Source organism: Methylomicrobium album BG8 (assembly GCF_000214275.2).
GTDB lineage: Bacteria > Pseudomonadota > Gammaproteobacteria > Methylococcales > Methylomonadaceae > Methylomicrobium > Methylomicrobium agile.
In genome coordinates, this window is the sequence record NZ_CM001475.1 from 696,030 (window position 1) to 714,200 (window position 18,171).

Annotated in this window: 12 protein-coding genes; 5 read left to right on the forward strand and 7 right to left on the reverse strand. The window is 49.7% G+C overall.

The annotated features are described in order from the left end of the window. Position 1: 1 nt before the first annotated feature. Together METAL_RS02935 and traF are read right to left on the reverse strand one after the other, a co-directional pair. Positions 2 to 1,441 carry a conjugal transfer protein TraH gene (locus METAL_RS02935; RefSeq protein ID WP_005369471.1) on the reverse strand — a complete coding sequence of 480 codons (1,440 nt, stop codon included), beginning with the start codon at positions 1,439 to 1,441 and terminating at the stop codon, positions 2 to 4. Then, positions 1,438 to 2,481: a conjugal transfer protein TraF gene (gene traF, locus METAL_RS02940; RefSeq protein WP_005369473.1), complete on the reverse strand. Its 1,044-nt coding sequence runs from the start codon at positions 2,479 to 2,481 to the stop codon at positions 1,438 to 1,440. Before traF ends, METAL_RS02935 begins: the two co-directional genes overlap by 4 nt. Positions 2,482 to 2,886: 405 nt before the next feature. On the opposite strand from traF, the gene mobI reads away from it, so the two are divergent. Then, positions 2,887 to 3,381 (forward strand): conjugative transfer protein MobI(A/C), encoded by a 495-nt coding sequence (gene mobI / locus METAL_RS02945; protein WP_005369475.1) that lies wholly within the window; start codon positions 2,887 to 2,889, stop codon positions 3,379 to 3,381. Between the two features lie 349 nt (positions 3,382 to 3,730). Here the strand turns inward: mobI and trfA are convergent, their stop codons facing one another. Beyond that, a complete protein-coding gene (gene trfA / locus METAL_RS02950) occupies positions 3,731 to 4,606 on the reverse strand; it encodes a plasmid replication initiator TrfA (RefSeq protein WP_040578279.1) in 876 nt (291 codons plus the stop codon). 43 nt (positions 4,607 to 4,649) lie between these two features. After that, the gene (locus METAL_RS02955; protein WP_005369478.1) at positions 4,650 to 5,117 is read right to left on the reverse strand and encodes a hypothetical protein; all 468 of its coding nucleotides are present in this window, start codon (positions 5,115 to 5,117) and stop codon (positions 4,650 to 4,652) included. Between the two features lie 130 nt (positions 5,118 to 5,247). On the opposite strand from METAL_RS02955, the gene mobH reads away from it, so the two are divergent. The 4 genes from mobH to METAL_RS02975 all read left to right on the forward strand — a co-directional run bounded on the left by mobH (position 5,248) and on the right by METAL_RS02975 (position 11,548). Beyond that, a complete protein-coding gene (gene mobH / locus METAL_RS02960; RefSeq protein WP_005369481.1) occupies positions 5,248 to 7,773 on the forward strand; it encodes a MobH family relaxase in 2,526 nt (841 codons plus the stop codon). Continuing rightward, the gene (gene traD, locus METAL_RS02965; protein WP_005369483.1) at positions 7,770 to 9,596 is read left to right on the forward strand and encodes a conjugative transfer system coupling protein TraD; all 1,827 of its coding nucleotides are present in this window, start codon (positions 7,770 to 7,772) and stop codon (positions 9,594 to 9,596) included. Before mobH ends, traD begins: the two co-directional genes overlap by 4 nt. 41 nt (positions 9,597 to 9,637) lie before the next feature. Continuing rightward, positions 9,638 to 10,231 (forward strand): IncC plasmid conjugative DNA transfer DtrJ family protein, encoded by a 594-nt coding sequence (locus METAL_RS02970; protein WP_245549456.1) that lies wholly within the window; start codon positions 9,638 to 9,640, stop codon positions 10,229 to 10,231. 204 nt (positions 10,232 to 10,435) lie between these two features. Beyond that, on the forward strand, positions 10,436 to 11,548 hold the full coding sequence (locus tag METAL_RS02975; protein WP_005369487.1) for a Fic family protein: 1,113 nt from the start codon (positions 10,436 to 10,438) through the stop codon (positions 11,546 to 11,548). A gap of 276 nt (positions 11,549 to 11,824) precedes the next feature. On the opposite strand, the gene METAL_RS02980 is transcribed toward METAL_RS02975, so the two are convergent. The 3 genes from METAL_RS02980 to METAL_RS02990 all read right to left on the reverse strand — a co-directional run bounded on the left by METAL_RS02980 (position 11,825) and on the right by METAL_RS02990 (position 17,832). Beyond that, positions 11,825 to 12,730 (reverse strand): DUF4365 domain-containing protein, encoded by a 906-nt coding sequence (locus METAL_RS02980; RefSeq protein WP_005369489.1) that lies wholly within the window; start codon positions 12,728 to 12,730, stop codon positions 11,825 to 11,827. Between the two features lie 51 nt (positions 12,731 to 12,781). Further along, a complete protein-coding gene (locus METAL_RS02985) occupies positions 12,782 to 13,438 on the reverse strand; it encodes a hypothetical protein (protein WP_005369491.1) in 657 nt (218 codons plus the stop codon). A 131-nt stretch (positions 13,439 to 13,569) separates the two neighbouring features. Beyond that, positions 13,570 to 17,832 carry a DEAD/DEAH box helicase gene (locus tag METAL_RS02990; protein ID WP_005369492.1) on the reverse strand — a complete coding sequence of 1,421 codons (4,263 nt, stop codon included), beginning with the start codon at positions 17,830 to 17,832 and terminating at the stop codon, positions 13,570 to 13,572. Positions 17,833 to 18,171: the final 339 nt, after the last annotated feature.

An 18,171-nucleotide genomic window follows, 5' to 3' on the forward strand; every position in this document is an offset into this window, starting at 1 on the left:
GCTAAGGGTTCGGCCACGCCGGTGCGGAAGCCGGAAGCTGAGCCACACTGCCATATTGGCGCGGTTTGACGGTATTCATCAGTTGCTGATAAAACGCCATCAGGGTTTGTGGATTGCCATAACGCCCTGCGATGGTGACATACTCGTCCTGGATCTGTTCGCGGGCGTCCTTCAGCGCATCCATTAGCAATTTGGCATAGGCATGATCATTGATCTGGGCGGCCGTCTGCACCGCATTCAGTAAATCGTTGACGATCAACTGCGCCAGTTCCAAGGCGATCACCGGCGCGGCTTCTTCGGCCCAGAGCTTGGCAATCCCGGCGTCTTCGCGGGCCAAATTGTGGATCATGCCGCCGATGGCATCCGGCACAGTCTGCATGAAAGCCTGTTCGGTGGCGGTGATTTGGCCCTGGTTGGTCGAGAATTTAACGATCAGGCCATTGCCGTTGCTGGCCGAGCCCAGCAGGATCTCCATCACCCGTTGTTTGAGGCCGACCAGATTGACGCTCTGAACCACCGGTTTCAGGCACTGGTCGGCGCCATGACCATCCGAGCAGCTGTACAATTTGACGGTTTGATAACTGTTGCCGGCATCGCTGCCGTAGATCAGGTCCTTGATGCGAAGAAGGGGCGGCGGCGCACTCACCGGAGTGTTTTCGCCCTTGCCGTCGGGAGCGGCTTGGGGAGCATCGACAATGACGGTGCCGGAGATGCTCATCGCCGCCTCCAACAGGCTATTGCCGCCGAAGCGGAACCAGGCGCCGGCATTGTGATTGATCAACGCGCGCCAAACCAGATTGCCCTGGATTTTTTGCGCCATGTCATTGGGCGCGTTTTGTTTGACCTGCTGCAGCGGATCCCCCAGCGTACTGGTGTTGGTCCAGCTGGAAAAGACATCGCTGATGCCCTGGGTGAATGAGACATTGGACAGATTGGTTTTGCTCTGCAGATCGAACGCCTTGACGGTATCGTTGACCATGCCCTGCGCCAGGCGACAGGAGTTGCTGAACATCTGGTTCAGTTCCTGGATTTTCTTTTGCAGATCGGTCATCACCGAAGCGCACCACGGACACATGGCCCCGATCGCCAGTTGAAACGCGTAGCCGGCGGCATTGGCGGCGATATTCCGCAGCAATTGCACGAACTGGTTGTAATTGATAAAGCTAAAGCTGCCAGCGAACAGATCGATTCCCCCACAGCCGGCGCTGAACGAGGGCGGTACGAATGACACCAGATTGGTGTTGGTAATGCCATTCCGAGCGACCAGACTGCCGCCGGTAATCACGCCCCGGCGTTGCCCGAGATGCGCCGTCGGTGCAGTGTAATTGGTCATGGTGCCGAACATGCTGTCCATTTCCTGCTGTAAATCGGCATCAGCGGACATCGAACTCAATGTCAGCAGAAAAAACAATAGGGCTCGTTTAACCATGGGGCTGATCATGGGGTTCTCCCGTCTTGAGCACTCTGTTGCAGCGCTTGAATCAATGACAACGGGTCTTGCAGAGTGGCTGAGCTGATGCTCCCCGAAGTGGGTAATAGCCGCGGCGTGGAACGGATACCCTGGATGGTTTCGTACTGTGTCGCATCCAGCCAACCCGATTCCTTGGCTGCCAACAAAATGCGGCTGGTCAGTTCCTCCAGCGACAGCGCGCCCTGCGAGAGTGGCACGATTTGCCGGGGTGGTTTCATCAGGAAGAGGGCAGGCGTTTGTTCAACGCCCAGCAGGGCGGCCTGGCCTTGATCGAGCTTAAAATTTCCGAACAGGCCATTCGGCATCGGCCGGCCATCCAGCGAGACCGGATAGATCTTAAAACCGTAGGCCTTTTCCAGCATGTTCAGAACCGGCGCCTGGACATGACAATAGGGGCAATCGGAACGAAAGAAAAATAAAATTCCGGCTTGGCCTGCGATGTCTTTCAAGGCGCGATCCGCCATCACACTGGCCTGATGATTGGCTTCATTGGCGGCATAGGTCGCGACCGGACGGCGGACGGTTTCATCCAGCTGAGGATCGGACATCACCACATAGCGAGCCGTGTTGGTAAACCGTTCGGCTTTGTCCATCATCACCCGTTGCAGGTAATAAAACGCCGCGACGTTTTCATGCGTCGGCTCATCAATCGCCTTGTTGAGATAAGTCTCCATGTTTTTGCGCAGCCAGGCCGAGGTGAAGGGTTTTGGTTCCGCCGAGGTGATCGGCTTTGAGGGTGATTCAGCGGTCATCGTAGGCAAACTCGGAGGCGGTTGGGGCGGCTCGGGTTTGCGTTTCAACACCGGTTCCGGCTGGACTTCGTACCAAAACCAGCCGCGCTGTTTGTCCGTGAAATAGGAAACGCCGGGCTCATCGATATCGGCCCCCCAGGCTGTAAACACTGGGGATAACAAGATTAACGCGATCAATAAGACAGAGTTTCGGTTCATAGCCGAATTTTCTATCAGGCCGGTCCCGCCCAGCCTGCAAAAGATTCCAGAAAGCGCCATGTTTTGCAGTGGGAGAGGCGGGCAACATGAACGGGGCTACCGTAAAAGATCACACCCTGATTGATTTATTGCGAAGAGCTGATTGGAACCTCTCCTAAAATCACCAGTAAGGCCTGGCGTCTCTATTGGGGATGGCGAGGTTAAATCCCTATGAAATGAGGGATTACGATGCTCAGAATGTCCACCAAATTGAAGGCAAGTTCCTGCATTAGGTATTACTCGATCCTCGACCAGGTTTGGGCGAGTTCCAAATCCCTAATGCAATAGGGATGGAATCTTCAAAATCCCGATAGACATGAAAGTCGTTTGAGTTGCTGGATGAACGCCGGAATCGCCATCGTTGGGCACTGGAATCGCCTAGGGATTTCAGGCCTAAATTCCTGTAGTTAAGTATTAGGGATCTTAATGAAAAACGAACAAGCTAATATGAACCCATCCGCGCTGTCGGAAGAAGACGTGCTCGGCTGGATCGAGGCGAAAGTCGATCAGCTTTACGCAGAGGCCAAGGTGTTGGTCGATGATTACTGGCGGCGCTTGAAAGCGGAGCAAAACCGGCATGCGGGATCGGAAAAGGCCCGGATCGGGGTGCGTATTCGCCGTCGGGAAACTTGCCTGTCATTCAGTATCGAGTGGTTTCGGATGGCGATGATTCGCCAGCAGGGTCAAACCAAACCCATCGCCCACTATCTCAAAAAAGGGCCGGGTTATCATTATCCCATGGGTCGTCTCCTGCAAGGGGAACCCGAATGGGAGGCGGTGCTGATTGAAGAGCTGGAAACCGAATTTGCCGACATTCGCAAGCAAATCGATTTATTGGGGAAAATTCGGGATGCCGTACAGGGCTATCGCAAGGCCACACGCTCAGGCTTCGACATGCCCACCGATAAAATCCTTGATTGAAAATATCTGAGCGTTACTGATGCTATCTCGTGATCGAGTCGAACCGTACAGATATCCACAACCGTGTCTGCCTTATTATTTAGATTAATAAAAGATTATAAAAAGATTAGCATGAGAGTTTTTGACGTCTTCAAAATGTCTGTAAGCCACGCCAGGCAGGGGCTGCAGCGATTTTCAAAAATGGGATTGGCGTCGGTCAAATGCCGTCTCCAACGTCAGTCGAATGCCGTGCTTTGCGTCGGCCCAATGCCGTGGGGTATCAGCCGAATGCCGTTATCTCGTCGGCCGAATGCCGTGTCCCAGGAACAATGATCGGCCCAAAAGTGCGTCAGCCGTATGCCGTGCTTTTTCATCCCTGCTGTTTGCTGATGAGGTGGCGTTGTTGGCTCGGGGTCGGGTTCTTTTTGATCTTGACCGCATCCTCGACAATCAAAAAACTTTCGATTGCTCCAATGACGACCAGGGCTTCCAGGGCTTTACGCAATCTCAGCTTGAAGTCCCGAAGATTGGTTGTGCTGCTGCCGCTCAAACGATGAAGTGTGTCGACCTTCAGCGGATAAGGCGCGGCGTGGGAAGACAAAAATCCATGCAGCCACAGTGCCAGCGGCTGTTTGCGCAATTTGTGCCGCTGCTCGAATTGAATGTGGGTATAGCCGTCTTCAAACAGTCGCAGCATGGATTCGGTCAATTCGACAATGTAGCGCTGGGTTGTCTCGTCCCGGTAATAGCGTAGAAACCCTTTTTCACCGAAACTGTCGCGGCCCTGGAAAGTGATTTCGACAAAGGCTCCGCCCAAGCGGGCCATCGATTCTTTCAGCCATTCGTGCTGACTTTTGCCGGTACCTTTGCCGAGAGCGGTCAGCAGCGCATGGGCGCTGAAGGTGACGCTGAATCCCGGCAACTGCTGGCGGGACAGATGCACGATTTGCATCCAGACATCTAGATCCGACTGGATCAGTTGTATGCCCAGAAACCGGACTTCGGTACCGTCAACCGAAGCCAGCAAGGTACGTTTTTTATAGGCAATGCGTTCTTTGCCCTGGACGCCGGCGAACAAGGCACTGCGTAAACAGGTATTGGGAGTGCCTCGCATCGTGGTCGGCCAACTGGGAATCGCCGTCAGCGGTTCGACAACGCGCAACTGAGCTTTTTTGCGCTTGACCAATTGTTCGAATCGGGCGGAAAGATCGTTGGGGGTGATGGGGTCAGAGTTTTGACCGTTCATTTCTGAAGATTCTAAGGGAGCGCGACAGTTTTTCATCGTCGCCTCACTTCAATAGGCTCTTAGGGTTACAGCCTTGTTTCAGGATAGTCTTAGGAACCGGTGTGAGGTCGATGAGGGCGTGGTCTTCCGCTGTCATGTCGAGTTGGTGATGACAGTACTTCCGCCAGGCGCGTTCGACGGCTTTCTTGTCACTTGGGTTTGAAGGTGTAACGGCTTTGTTATTGTCGACGCCAGGTTTAATTGACGATAAGTCTGAGCCGGATGACGAAACCGGAATCGGGTTATCGACTTGCCGGACCACATGCTCAGTCGACGCCGCCCGTAATGCCGCGCCACCGAGTTCACCACCTTGCCAGGCATGATCGAGGCGCCAAGGCACTTCAACTGAGGCATCGGGTATCAGCGATGCGATCACCGTCTCGCTCACCTCTGCCAACGGGGCATGATGGGCGCAACCCGTGCTCAACAGTGAGTTTATGAGGAGGAAAGAGGGCAGGGATTTCGATTTCATGGTGGCTCCGGGATGATTTGAAAAAATCACCACCGTAGAAGGAATCAAGCGTTGCGATTCCGTAAAAGATTGGGTTTTTCGGCATCTTTTGTCAGGCACGCGGCCCCGATGTTTGCCACGATGAAACGCTATGCGAATCATTAATAGTGACTTCATCAACCGCCTGGGGAATCTCCTGTTTGGCCAACGTCCGGCGTTATCCACCGTTCAGTCGCCACCGCCCGAAGAGGAGATTCCACGCTATCCGCCGTTCATGAAAGGGCTGCCGGCGGCGCCGGTCGAGCGCATCCTGTCAAGCCAGGTCGAGCTGATCAAAGCGATCGAACATGCGCTGTCCTTGCCGGACGATCTTTATCGGACCATTGCCGAACCCGTCATTGCGCGTTATGCGGCCTTCAGCCATCTGTTACCGGCCTCGGAATCGCACCATCATCGGGGTGCCGGCGGTCTGTTCCGGCATGGCTTGGAGGTGGCGCATTGGGCAACGCAATCCGCACAAGGCTGTTTGTTTGCCACCCATGCCACGCCGCGCGAACGCAAAGAGCAAGAACTGCGTTGGCGCCTGGCGGTGTGTTTTGCGGGCTTGCTGCATGACATCGGTAAACCGGTTTCCGATATCGCGGTCGTCGACAGAGAGGGCGAGCATCTCTGGAATCCCTGCGAGGAAAATCTCACCGACTGGGCATCTCAGCATGGCATCGACCGTTATTTTTTGCGCTGGCGGGAAAACCGTCACAAGCGCCATGAGCAGTTCTCCGCCCTGGTGATCGAGCGGGTGCTCACCCGGGCTTCGAGATCTTACCTGTTGGCGCCAGGCCCCGACATCATGCAGGCGATGCTGGAAGCCATCCACGGCCTGGACCGCGGTGCGAAATTATATGAACTGGTCATGGCGGCGGATCGGAAGAGCGTCGAGCGTGATCTGAAAGCGCATTATCATACCGTCGATTCGGCGATGGGGATGCCGGTTGAAAAATACCTGTTCGATGCCATGCGGCGCTTGATCAAGTCGGGACACTGGCTCGCCAATGAAAAGGGCGCGCGCCTCTGGCGGTTCAAGGAAGGCATTCATATCGTCTGGCGGACCGGCGCTCAGGACATCGTTGACCTGCTCGCCAAAGACAAAGTCCCCGGCATTCCGCGCGATGAAGATACCTTGGCCGATATTTTGATCGAGCGCGGTCTGGCAATTCCGAAGACATTGCCTGATGGCCGGCATTATCGTTATTGGCGCATGCAGCCTCAGGGACTGGACGTAGTCTTGTACATGCTGCGTCTGGCTTCAACGGAATTGATTTATAGCAATGAGCCGCCGGTTGCCATCGAAGCGATCGAGGTCGAGGAAGACCTCCAGGCAACCGTTAAAGCCGAGTCGGGACAAGACAAAGCAGGAGGGCCGGAGGTTCAGCCGAATGCACAGATGACAACATCTCTGGTGACTGATGGCATGATGGCCACGTCGGCTATGGGAATCAATCAAGAGCAGAATGACACGCTCGCCAGCAACCAGGAGACTGCGACGGCGCCTGATCAATCATTCCTCCAGGAATGCCAGGATCTCTCGAATAAGGATGAAATGAGTGACACGCCGTTAAACCCGACTGCCAGAGTTGAATCGATAAACACGAATACGGCCATTTCTCAACCTGCCGTACAACCCATCGAAAAGGCCGGCACGTCGAAAAAAGATAAACGCCCAAATACTCCACTCAATCCTGATGCAAACAACGAACAACCAGTTATCCCTTCGTCCGAAATTGACAGTGTCGATGCAGCCAGAAATTGGCTATATGCCCATGGCTTGGCTGGAGAATGGCTCATTCAGCTGGCTAACAAGATTAACTTGGGAAATTTACAGTGGGGTACCGCTCTGTTGGAGGCTCAGGGAAAATGGTTATTGCCGTTTCCAGACACGGCGCAAAAACTCCATGTCGAACAAAACCTATTCATCAAGACCCTGGAAGAGAAAGGCTGGCTGGTGACCGATATTCTTTCTCCCATGCGTAAGGTACAGGTGATCAATCAGGTTCGGGGGGTATTGTTGGCCCAGGAGCCCAGTGGTTTTCTGAAACAGCTCATTCAGGTACCCGGTTCGCTAACCGTTGCCATGGAACAAGCCCCGAAAATTGCTGAACGAACACATGGAGAGGACAAAAAGGTTAAACCTCTGCCGATCAAGCCTGAAAAATCCGGAAAGCGGCTTGACCCCAACAAAGCTTCGATTGCAGATAATCCGGTGCCTGTAGAAACCGGAGCGTCCAAAGTGCACCCCGTAAAACCAGCGCAAGCCAAACCCGAGGCATTTTACCAGCCCAAACGGCAATCTGATTCTGAGCCATCCATTACCCAAAAGCCATCGAAACCAAAGTCTGCTGTCGATACCGTTTCGACCAAGTTTTCCATGACAAAGGTGGCTCACAGTACGCCATTTGGCACCCAAGCGGTCATGGCCTTGATCGACCAATTGAGAAAAACCAGACCTGTTTCAAATGCGGGCCCTCCTGGTAAAGATTGGTGCATTGTTGAAGAGTCCGACATCGTTCAATGCCTGCAACAGCATCCCGGCCTCAAGCGTAGCACGCTGTTACGCGAGATGGCCAGTCACCCGGATTGCCGAATCGAGGATGGTGGCTTCAAAGTCAGAGTCGGTCCATGAAGTCCGATTACGATTATCAGTTTCCCTGGCGGCCTCTCTTCGAAATCATTTCGATTGCTGGCTGGCTCGGCGGCGCCGTCATGGCCTTTTGGGTCAATCGTTTGTCGGGTCTGCCGCGTGAGCCTTTCGACTGGCTGATGGGGGTGTGCGGCATCATGATATTGTGGAGATTGCCGCCCGCAATAAATCTTTGGGTCCGCAAAAGGCGCCTTCGGCAATTCCGGTTTCAGTATCTGGAAGCCGACAAACTCAAGCGATTCGTGAAACGCCATCCCGATGAATTATGGTTCGGCTGGGGGTTTGATTGGGTGCAAAGCCATGCCCAGCTGGCTTACGAAATTCTCAAACGCGATGTTTCCACGCTCATTCCGACGGATCATCAACGCATGGGCTCGGCCTGGATTCATGGGCTTGAAATTTCGGAAAGCGATGTCCGTCAGCCGCTTCAACATACGGCCGGCCATACTTTGATCGTCGGCACCACCGGTGCCGGTAAGACGCGGGCGTTTGATCTGCTGGTGACGCAGGCGGTGCTGCGTGGCGAAGCGGTGATCATCATCGATCCCAAAGGCGACAAGGATCTGATGGCATCGGCGAAGCGGGCTTGTCAATTGGCACGGCGCCCCGATCGCTTCGTCTATTTTCATCCGGCCTTCCCGGAGGACAGCGTGCGTCTGGATCCCTTGCACAATTTCAACCGCCCTTCGGAAATTGCCAGCCGCATTACCGCCATTTCCCCGGGCGAGACGACCAATGATCCCTTCAAGGCATTTGGCCAGAAGTCACTGGATAACGTGATCCAAGGACTCATGGTGATCGAGGAAAGGCCGACTTTAGCCAAGCTGCGCCGTTATCTCGAAGGAGGTCCTTCCACCTTGGTCATTCAAGCGTTGGAACGCTATTACGACACCTCTTTAGGCGATTGGCGGCGCGATGCCAGGCCCTATTTGAAAGCAGCTAAAGACATTGACTCCAAAGCCGCCGGCCTGGTGCGCTTTTATCGGGAAGTTGTGCAGCACCAGACGGCCAACCTGGATCTGGAAGGCTTGTTATCGTTATTCGAACACGACCGCACCCATTTCAGCAAGATGGTGGCTTCCTTGATTCCGATCATGAACATGCTGACGTCGGGTCCTCTGGGACCTCTGCTGTCGCCCAATCCGAATGATGTGGATGATCTTCGCCCCATTACCAATACCGGCCATATCATCGAAAAGGCCCAAGTGGCGTACATCGGTCTGGATTCGCTGTCGGATGGCTTGGTCGGCAGCGCGATTGGTTCGATTCTGCTGGCCGATCTCGCCGCGGTGGCGGGGGATCGCTATAACTATGGGGTCTCGGACAGACCGGTCAATGTGTTTGTCGATGAAGCCGCCGAAGTGATCAACGATCCCTTCATCCAAGTCTTGAACAAAGGCCGCGGCGCCAAGATACGGCTGTTCATTGCCACCCAGACGTTTGCCGACTTTGCGGCGCGTACGGGCTCCCAGGATAAAGCCCGACAGGTCCTGGGCAACGTCAATAACCTGATCGCCCTGCGCATCATGGATAGCGAAACCCAGCAGTACATTACCGACAATCTGCCCAAAACCCGACTGAAATACATCATGCGCACCCAGGGTGTCGCCACCAGCGCGACCAATCCCACGGTTTTTTCCGGCAATGTCGGTGAACGCCTGATGGAAGAGGAGGGCGATTTGTTTGCGCCGCAGTTATTGGGACAGCTGCCTGACCTGCATTACATCGCCAAATTGTCGGGCGGACGGATCGTAAAAGGCCGACTTCCCGTGCTGCGTCCAGCCCTCGACACCGGCAAGGATTGAACGTGCAGCGTAATTTACTGCTCAGTTTGATGGTTTGGCTATTGGAAATCATTCTGGTGGCCTGCCTGGTGTCGGATCGCTGGACACGCGAGATTCAGGTTGCCGAGGACCAAATGCTGATCGCCTATATCGGCGTCGAGAAAGAGGCGGAAATTCGATGGACCAGCCAAAGATGGTTTGATCGGCTCTTCGTGAAAACCGGCATCCGGGGCTGCGTCTACCACTACTTTATTCCCACCGAACGTGAACGGCAACTATCGAAAGGCTTTGAAGATGTCGGCCGCCGGGATTTCTTTCCTTTTATCCAAAGCCGACTGGATGTGCTTTGGGAGACGGTGTACCAGATGATCAAACGGTTGATCATGGCGTGGGTATGGTGGCCGCTATTAGCCGTCACCATCATGCCCTTTGCGATCGATGGGCTGATTCGCCGAAAAATCAGTCAGACCAATTTCGATTATCCCAGCCCCATGGCGCATCGCTACAGCCTTTATCTGATGCTGGGCGCCGTCTATCTGCTGTTTATGGGCTTAACGCTGCCGTTTCCGGTGCCGCCGCAAATGGTCCCGGTCGGCATCTTTATGGTGGCGGCTGCCTTGAATGTGTTTCTGGCTAATACCCAGAAGCGGGTTTAACGGATTTTTCTATAGCATCACAACGCAGTGAGCCAGGATAAACACGGTGATCGGGATGACATCCGGTTCAAGCGCTTTATTTTCCCATCCTGAAATCTTGAATTTCACTGAAGCTTTCTTCAACGAGGCTGATGAGTTAAAAAAACACTTTCTATAACTCATAAATTTACTTATGATGAGTGATAAGAGGAGGGGATATCACTCATGATGTGGAACTGGCAACAACCCGACTGGCCTGATTTTAGCTACGACAAATCCCAGATTGAGGAAAGCGAAAAACGTTTGCTGCTGGGCGCCGGTCTATTGTTCGGCGCTTTCAAACACCTTGGCGATGATGACAAGCGGCAATTAACCATCGAGTTGATCAGCAATGAAGCCCTGAAAACCTCCGAGATCGAAGGAGAATATCTTAACCGCGATAGTCTTCAGTCCTCTATTCGCCGCCAATTCGGATTGCTGTCCGATCATCGCAAAGTCTCCCCGGCTGAACAAGGCATAGCGGAATTGATGGTTTCGTTGTATCGGGGGTTCGATGCGCCTCTCTCCCATACCATGCTATTCGAATGGCATCAAATGCTGGCGAATGGTCGCCGTGACCTGCATGACATCGGTCGGTACCGGACTCACCCGGAGCCGATGCAAATCGTATCCGGCGCCGTCTATGCGCCAAAAGTGCATTTTGAAGCCCCTCCATCCTCTGCAATGATGCCGGAGATGGATCGGTTTATCGCCTGGTTTAACGATACAGCACCGGAAGGAAATAACCCGCTGCCGGCTTTATTGCGCGCCGGTATGGCCCATCTCTATTTTGTCAGCATCCATCCCTTCGAAGATGGCAATGGCCGGATCGGACGGGCGCTTGCCGAAAAAGCGCTGGCCCAATGTTTGGGTCAACCGACCCTGATTGCACTGGCCTATACCATCGAACGCCACAAAAAGGCTTACTACGAAGCGCTTGAGCGCGCCAATCGACACAACGAGATTACCGATTGGCTGATCTATTTCGCGGATCGGGTGATCACCGCTCAAGCCTATACACAAAGCTGGATCGAGTTTTTGATCAAAAAAACCAAATTGTATGATCGGCTACGGGGCCAATTGAATGCGCGTCAGGAGAAAGCGTTGGCCAGAATGTTCCGAGAAGGACCGGAAGGCTTCACGGGCGGGCTCAGCGCCGAAAAATACATCCACATCACGGGTGCAACCCGAGCCACTGCGACACGGGATCTCCAGGACTTGGTCGGCAAGGGCGCGTTGTCAAGGACGGGGGAAAGGAAGCATACTCGCTATCATCTCTGCCTTGACGCCATCGTTTAAATCTTCAATCTGTCTGATGAATTCGCAATCCCCATAGGCCTTAGCAATCATTAGAATGCTCGAAAGCAGCCAGTGCATTTATCATCAGTAAGGTTTATTGATTGTCTCTGAGCGGCCACTTTGCGTCACTCAAGGATTTCAGCGTATGGCGGCTGCAAAACAGAAAGCTGCCGTTCAACGTTACGTTCAGCGGCGTCGTGTGGCGGAGTTCGCTGCAACGATCAGTTAGGTCGGATGGAATCCTGCAACATCCGGTCTAAAGTGACTGGTTTCGCTCTATTCAAATAAATATTCATCCAATTCAAGGAACGCTTTGCCAATGTCATTTAGCGATAATATGAGTCTATATTCTGCGGTCTCACCATTATCTGAAATTGGCACAATATCTTCTGGATATTCGAGCCATTCATCAAATGGTTGAGAATAAATTGGTTCACCATCTTCATCAGAGCCTATATAACACTCGTCATGCCATTCATCTTGCATGGCTTCTTCATAGGCATCAATATCCATTTCATAATCAGCCCAAGGTAACAAATGCGAAATGACTTCTTCCATTTCCCCATATAACGTAGGCCACGCCTCGCTTTCAATATCATTCCTAGAAGCGCAGCCAATATTAATTTCAAACCTCGGCATGGTTTTGTTAAGCCAAGAGTGAAATTCTATATATATGGTCTCTCCGTTCTCGATTAACTGCATCCATTCTTTTTCTAAGCGCAATTTATTTAGATTTTTAATATAAGGCGGGGGCTGCGTGATTTGACAAAGCTCAGAAAGACTGGAATTTGTTAATTTTTTTACAATTGGTACTTCAATTTTCCATCCTTTTCCAGTTTTTGATATTGTATTGTCTGATATGTTTTGCCAATAGCAAATATCATCCTCTGGATTATACAGTACAATAATGACTGGCAGACAGTGCCTGAACCAATAGTCAATATGATTATCATCCGTGCGGAAAATCACGCTTTTATCAGTCTTTTCTGAGAAATAGCTTGTACCTGACTTTATTTGAATTGCAATTAAATCACCTGTTGGCTTGCCGTTTTTTACAATTTCAACTTGAGCATCAATTCCATAGTCATGCATAGTTTGCTCACGGTATAACCAGCCCTGTTGAGAGAAAAAGTGTTCAACTTTGCTACTGCCTAATCTATCAGTTCGTGGTTGCTCTCTCATGCGTAGTGCTTTCTTGTTGTAATGCCTAACGTTTTCTTTATGGATTGGGTCTTACGCATTATTGTTTTTAAGTTTTTCACGACGTAACGTATATTCTCGGCTTCCATCTTTAATAACGCCGTTTTCAATATGGTTTAAAAACTTATCAAGAACATACGGAATTATTTCATCGCAAACGTAAGATGCCATGTTAATTGCTTTTTCTGCATCAAGCTTTTCAATAGAAATACCTTGATGAAGTACATCGTTTCTCAATTTTTGAAGTTCAAACCACTCATTCCAAATTGTCAGTTGATTGTTGTCTCTAATTTTAGTTTTAAAATTTAATTCTGTTATTTCTTCAAGAATTTGGTAATAAAGAGGGTCAATATATCCCAGGCTTTTATTCTTGAACGTCTGCGTGTAAAGTAAGTTACCTGCTTTATCGTCAATAGTTAGCGAATATAAAATAGGTTTAAGAATAACTGACTTTATGCCCACCTCAATTGAAATTACTGCATGTATAAAAGCAGACGTGTAATATTCATTTTCAAATAGAGTCTTCGAATCAAGTAGGTTTTGAAGAGGAGCTTTTACAATTTCACGATTACTTTCATAGAATTTCTCAATCCTTTTATAAATGAATTCACTTTCATATTGCATTTCGAACTGTTCATATAAATAAGTTATTTCTTGATCACGTAATGCGTCCGATTCGTCATACGACATATAGAATATCCTTTAAGTGAAACTAATTGAACTTGATTGTTAGACTGAAAAGCAAACAAGATTGACACCTAATGCACAAGCAAGACCTGTGCTATTCCTTTTTTGGCAGTTGCCATGTGATAACACCCCGGCTAATCTTTTTCAACAGACCAGACCCATCCTGGAAGTGATTCAAGCCGATCTATCCGGTGCTGGCTGAGATTTTTTTTATTTTTATTATCACGTTGAGTCTTAACCCATATCCCAAGTTTAAAACCATTTGTAGTAACGTAATTTCGGGAAACACCTGCATTACCATACTGTTTCACAAATAATTTAAGTTGATCAAAAGCCACGTTCCATTGTTCATCAATGACATCCCAACGCCAACCGGGAATAGCTTCAAGTCGGTTTATGCGATCCTGACTAAGTAAATTTTTGGATTTACTCTTGCGTTGCCCGCTAATCCAACTGCCAAGTTTAAAACCATCCGCAGTGACATAAAGACCAGAAACCATTGCATGTCCACATTGGTTCACATAGGACTGAAGATGTCCAAAAGCTTCTTCCCATTGTTTTGCATAGGGATCCCAAGACCATCCTGGGATGGATTCAAGACGTTCTATCCGATCCTGGCTAAGCAGATTTTTGGATTTATTTTGACGCTGGGTACTAACCCATGTCCCAAGATTGAAATCATTTGGGGTGACATAACTTCTAGGGACGTTTACATTATTATGATGGTATACATAAGCCTGAAGCTGAACGAAGGCTTCGTCCCATTTTTCAGAAAGATCCCAATGCCATCCCGGGAGAGCATCAAAACGAGCTATTTGATCCAAGCTAAGTTGGTTTTTGGATTTGTTCGTGCGCTGAGTCTTAACCCAGTTTCCAAGATTAAACCCATCAAGTGTAACATAATTACGAGGGACATTTGCATTACCATGCAGCGACACATAAGACTGGAGTTGTTCGAATGGTTCGTCCTTTTGTTCCGTTAATGGACGCCAAGACCATCCAGGGAGTGCTTCAAGGCGTTCTATTCGGTCCTGGGGAAGGCTGTTTTGGGATTTTTTCACACGTTGATTGTTAACCCACCCTCCAAGATTGAAACCATTAGATGTAACATAATTACGAGGGACATTTGCATTACCATGCAGCGACACATAAGACTGGAGTTGTTCGAATGGTTCGTCCTTTTGTTCCGTTAATGGACGCCAAGACCATCCAGGGAGTGCTTCAAGGCGTTCTATTCGGTCCTGGGGAAGGCTGTTTTGGGATTTTTTCGTGCGCTGGTTATTCACCCAACTCGCCAGTTTGAAGCCATCAGGTGTAACATAATTACGGGTGACTTTTGCATTACCATGCAGCGACACATAAGACTGAAGTTGTTCAAATGCTTCCTCCCATTGTGTTGCATAGGGATCCCAAGACCATCCAGTGAGCGCTTCAAGGCGTGCTATCCGATCCTGGCTAAGGAGGTTTTTAGATTTACTTTCGCGTTGATTGTTAACCCACCCTCCAAGATTGAAACCATCAGAGGTAATGTGTGATCCGGGAGCTTTTGCATTGCCATACTGTTTTACATAGGACTGAAGCTGTCCAAAAGCTTCTTCCCATTGTTCCGTTAATGGACGCCAAGACCATCCAGGGAGTGCTTCAAGGCGTTCTATTCGGTCCTGGGGAAGGAGATTTTTGGATTTGTTTGTGCGTTGGGTATTAGACCAAGCCCCAAGTTTAAAACCATCAGGAGTGACATATTGCTGAGATATACTAGCAATGCCATGCAGCTTTATATAAGACTGAAGCTGTTCAAACCCTTCTTCCCATTGTTCCATTAAACGATCCCAGGACCATCCTGGCAGCGCTTCAAGACGCTCTATTCGGTCCTGGCTAAGAAGTTTTCTGGATTTTTTCGTGCGCTGGCTATTAGTCCATGTCCCAAGTCTAAGACCATCATTGGTGACATATTTCCAGTGAATTTTTGCATTACCATTCAGCTCTACATAGGACCGAAGTTGTTCGAATGCTTCTTCCCATTGTTCCGTAGTCGGATCCCAAGACCATCCAGTGAGTGCTTCAAGACGCTCTATTCGGTCCTGGCTAAGCAGATTTTTGAATTTTTTCTGGCGCTGGTCGCTAATCCAATTACCAAGTTTCAAACCATCAGAAGTGACATATTTTTGAGAGACACTTGCATTACCGTGTAGCTTCACATATGACTGAAGCTGTTCGAATGCATTTTCCCATTGTTCTGTAAAGGGATCCCAAGACCATCCGGGAAGAGCTTCAAGACGTACCATCCGATCCTGGCCAAGAAGATTTTTGGACTGATACGTGCGTTGTTTGCTTACCCATATTCCAAGTTTGAAACCATCAGCGGTGATGTAAAAACAGGGTGGGCTCGCATTGCCATGGTTCTGTGCATAAATTTCTAACAACCCATACCAGTAGTTCCATGGGGCTGTGCTCTGCTCAACTAAATGGGTACGAAGCGAATCACCAAAATCATTGTCCACTGAAGCAGGCAAATCAATGGTGATTTTTGAAAGATCTTGCGGATTAACCTTTGATCCAGATTTTCTGCCTAGCTCGGTGCGCAGCATATCCAGTTGCTGCGATAAGACTTCATCATGGGCCTTAAACGCATTCAGTACTTCCCAGACAGGTTTAAAATTACTGGCTTCAATGGAGGCGATGGCGTTGTCGCCCTGTTCAATAAAAACGGGGATTACAATAGTTCCAAACTTTTTATCCTCGCTTAACCGAATAGCACGACCCACTGCCTGGACAATGTCTACCTGACTGTTTTTAGGATCAATAAAGGCAACACCATCTAACGAAGGGACATCTACTCCTTCGGAAAGGCAACGGGCGTTAGTAATGAGTCCTCTTTGGTTATGCCCTAAGCCTTTCAGGTAATCCAATTTTTGCCGTCTTTTATCTGTTGCCATTGCCCCTGATACAAAGTCACTCCACAACTCACCAGTTGGGCGATGCTCTTCGTAAATCCAGGTAAGTACTTCTTGCACGTCATTTTTGAATGATTCTGCCCGACTAACCCGGCTATGGAAGCTGATGACCCGCTTGAGGTCGTAATCTTTAATTGCCTTGAGCAGGCCAATCTGGGCTGCCAAAGATTCTGCATCATTTTCAATGCCAGAATCGGTTTTAATAAGTTCTCTGTTCTTGATCCATTTGGCGATCATCGGGCTATCCACCCCGATAATCACGATCCGGTAATCGGTCAGCAGATTTTGTCTGATAGCTTTACCAAAGGGCAGCGAATACAGTACTTTGCCAAAGACAGTTTCATCATCCATGCAAGCCACTTCTACACCGCGATCCTCTGCGGTTTTCTTTACTGAGGCAGTATAGGTGCGTGGGGTGGCTGTTGCGAATAGGCGTTTGGTGGCGATGATACGGTTGTTGTCCAATACGGTGGAGAAAGCACTGGTGATCTTGCCGGTACAACGATGGGCTTCATCGGCAACAACTAAGTCGAATGCCAGAGTAAAGTCACCGGCTTGAGCATCGGCTACCATAGGCGATGATTGGTAGGTGGAGAATATAACCTTGGAACCGTCTCCGTTTATGAATCGTCTGATTTCTTCTGCATCTGAGGTTACGGGAAAAGCCAGTTCAGAAACCGATTGGATGGTTTCATCCTCGCCTCGTTTTCCAACCGTTTCGTCTGAGCATACGCAAAGTACATCGAATGGCTGACTTGCGGCAAATGTCCATTCTCTGAGTGTTTGTGACAACAGGCTTAAAGACGGCAACAATACCAACGTCCGTTTGGAGGCAAGTTCTTCTTTAATCCAAAGTGTGGTAAAGGTCTTGCCTGTTCCACATGCCATAATCAGTTGACCACGTTCGGTATGTTGGAAGTTATCAGCAACCGAGACAATCGCTTCAAGTTGATGTGGACGCGGCTTTGGAGGCTCTTTGCGCTTTCCTCTATATAGTTCATTGTAATGTGATGGATATTCAAGCTCTGAACGCTCAAAGTCTGAAAGCAGAAACCTTACTACTGTTTTTTCCTGGGCTTCGCAAACCTGTATTGCATTCTTGCCGATGCGATCAGTAGTAGCAATTAACAAGCGCTTGTCGATGCCCGCACGATTGGACTCACTGAGGAATTTATCTACATCGTTTTTGGTAATGTCATGATTAGATGAGTAACACTTGGCTTGTACTGCCCAGGTTTCGCCATTTTTATGTTGGAAAACCAGGTCAATACCGCAATCGATACCCCAGCGTTTAGGATATTCTTCCCATAGCCAGACCTGATCAACTTGAGTTGACCATTCGGGATCATTTTTGAGAAACCATTTAGTAAAACGTTCAAATTGCTTGCCACGTTTAAAAGGGTCGGCGTCAAAGCCTTGGTAAAGTTCGAGAAAAGTAGCCACTGATTACAAATTAATCTGGAGTTACGGGTTAATGAAGCCGTTAAGGTGACGTTGATTATACCTTGACTGAGGTCTGATTTTTGGTCGACATGGAGCCATAGAACTGATTGACCGATTTATGATGGTGGGCTGACATTTGGATTTTTGGTGTGAGTGACGGCTTGGAGTCGGTCTGAGCCAGCGAATTCTCTTCAATTTTGTATTCGTGGATGACTGCTTTACGGTTTGCACTATTTTTTTCAAATTGAAAAAAGCCAAGCAAAGCCCCTGTCCCCTAAATATAAAAGTATCTTTTTTCAGGCTACCACCTCTTTGGATTGGATTATCTTATTCCCCAGC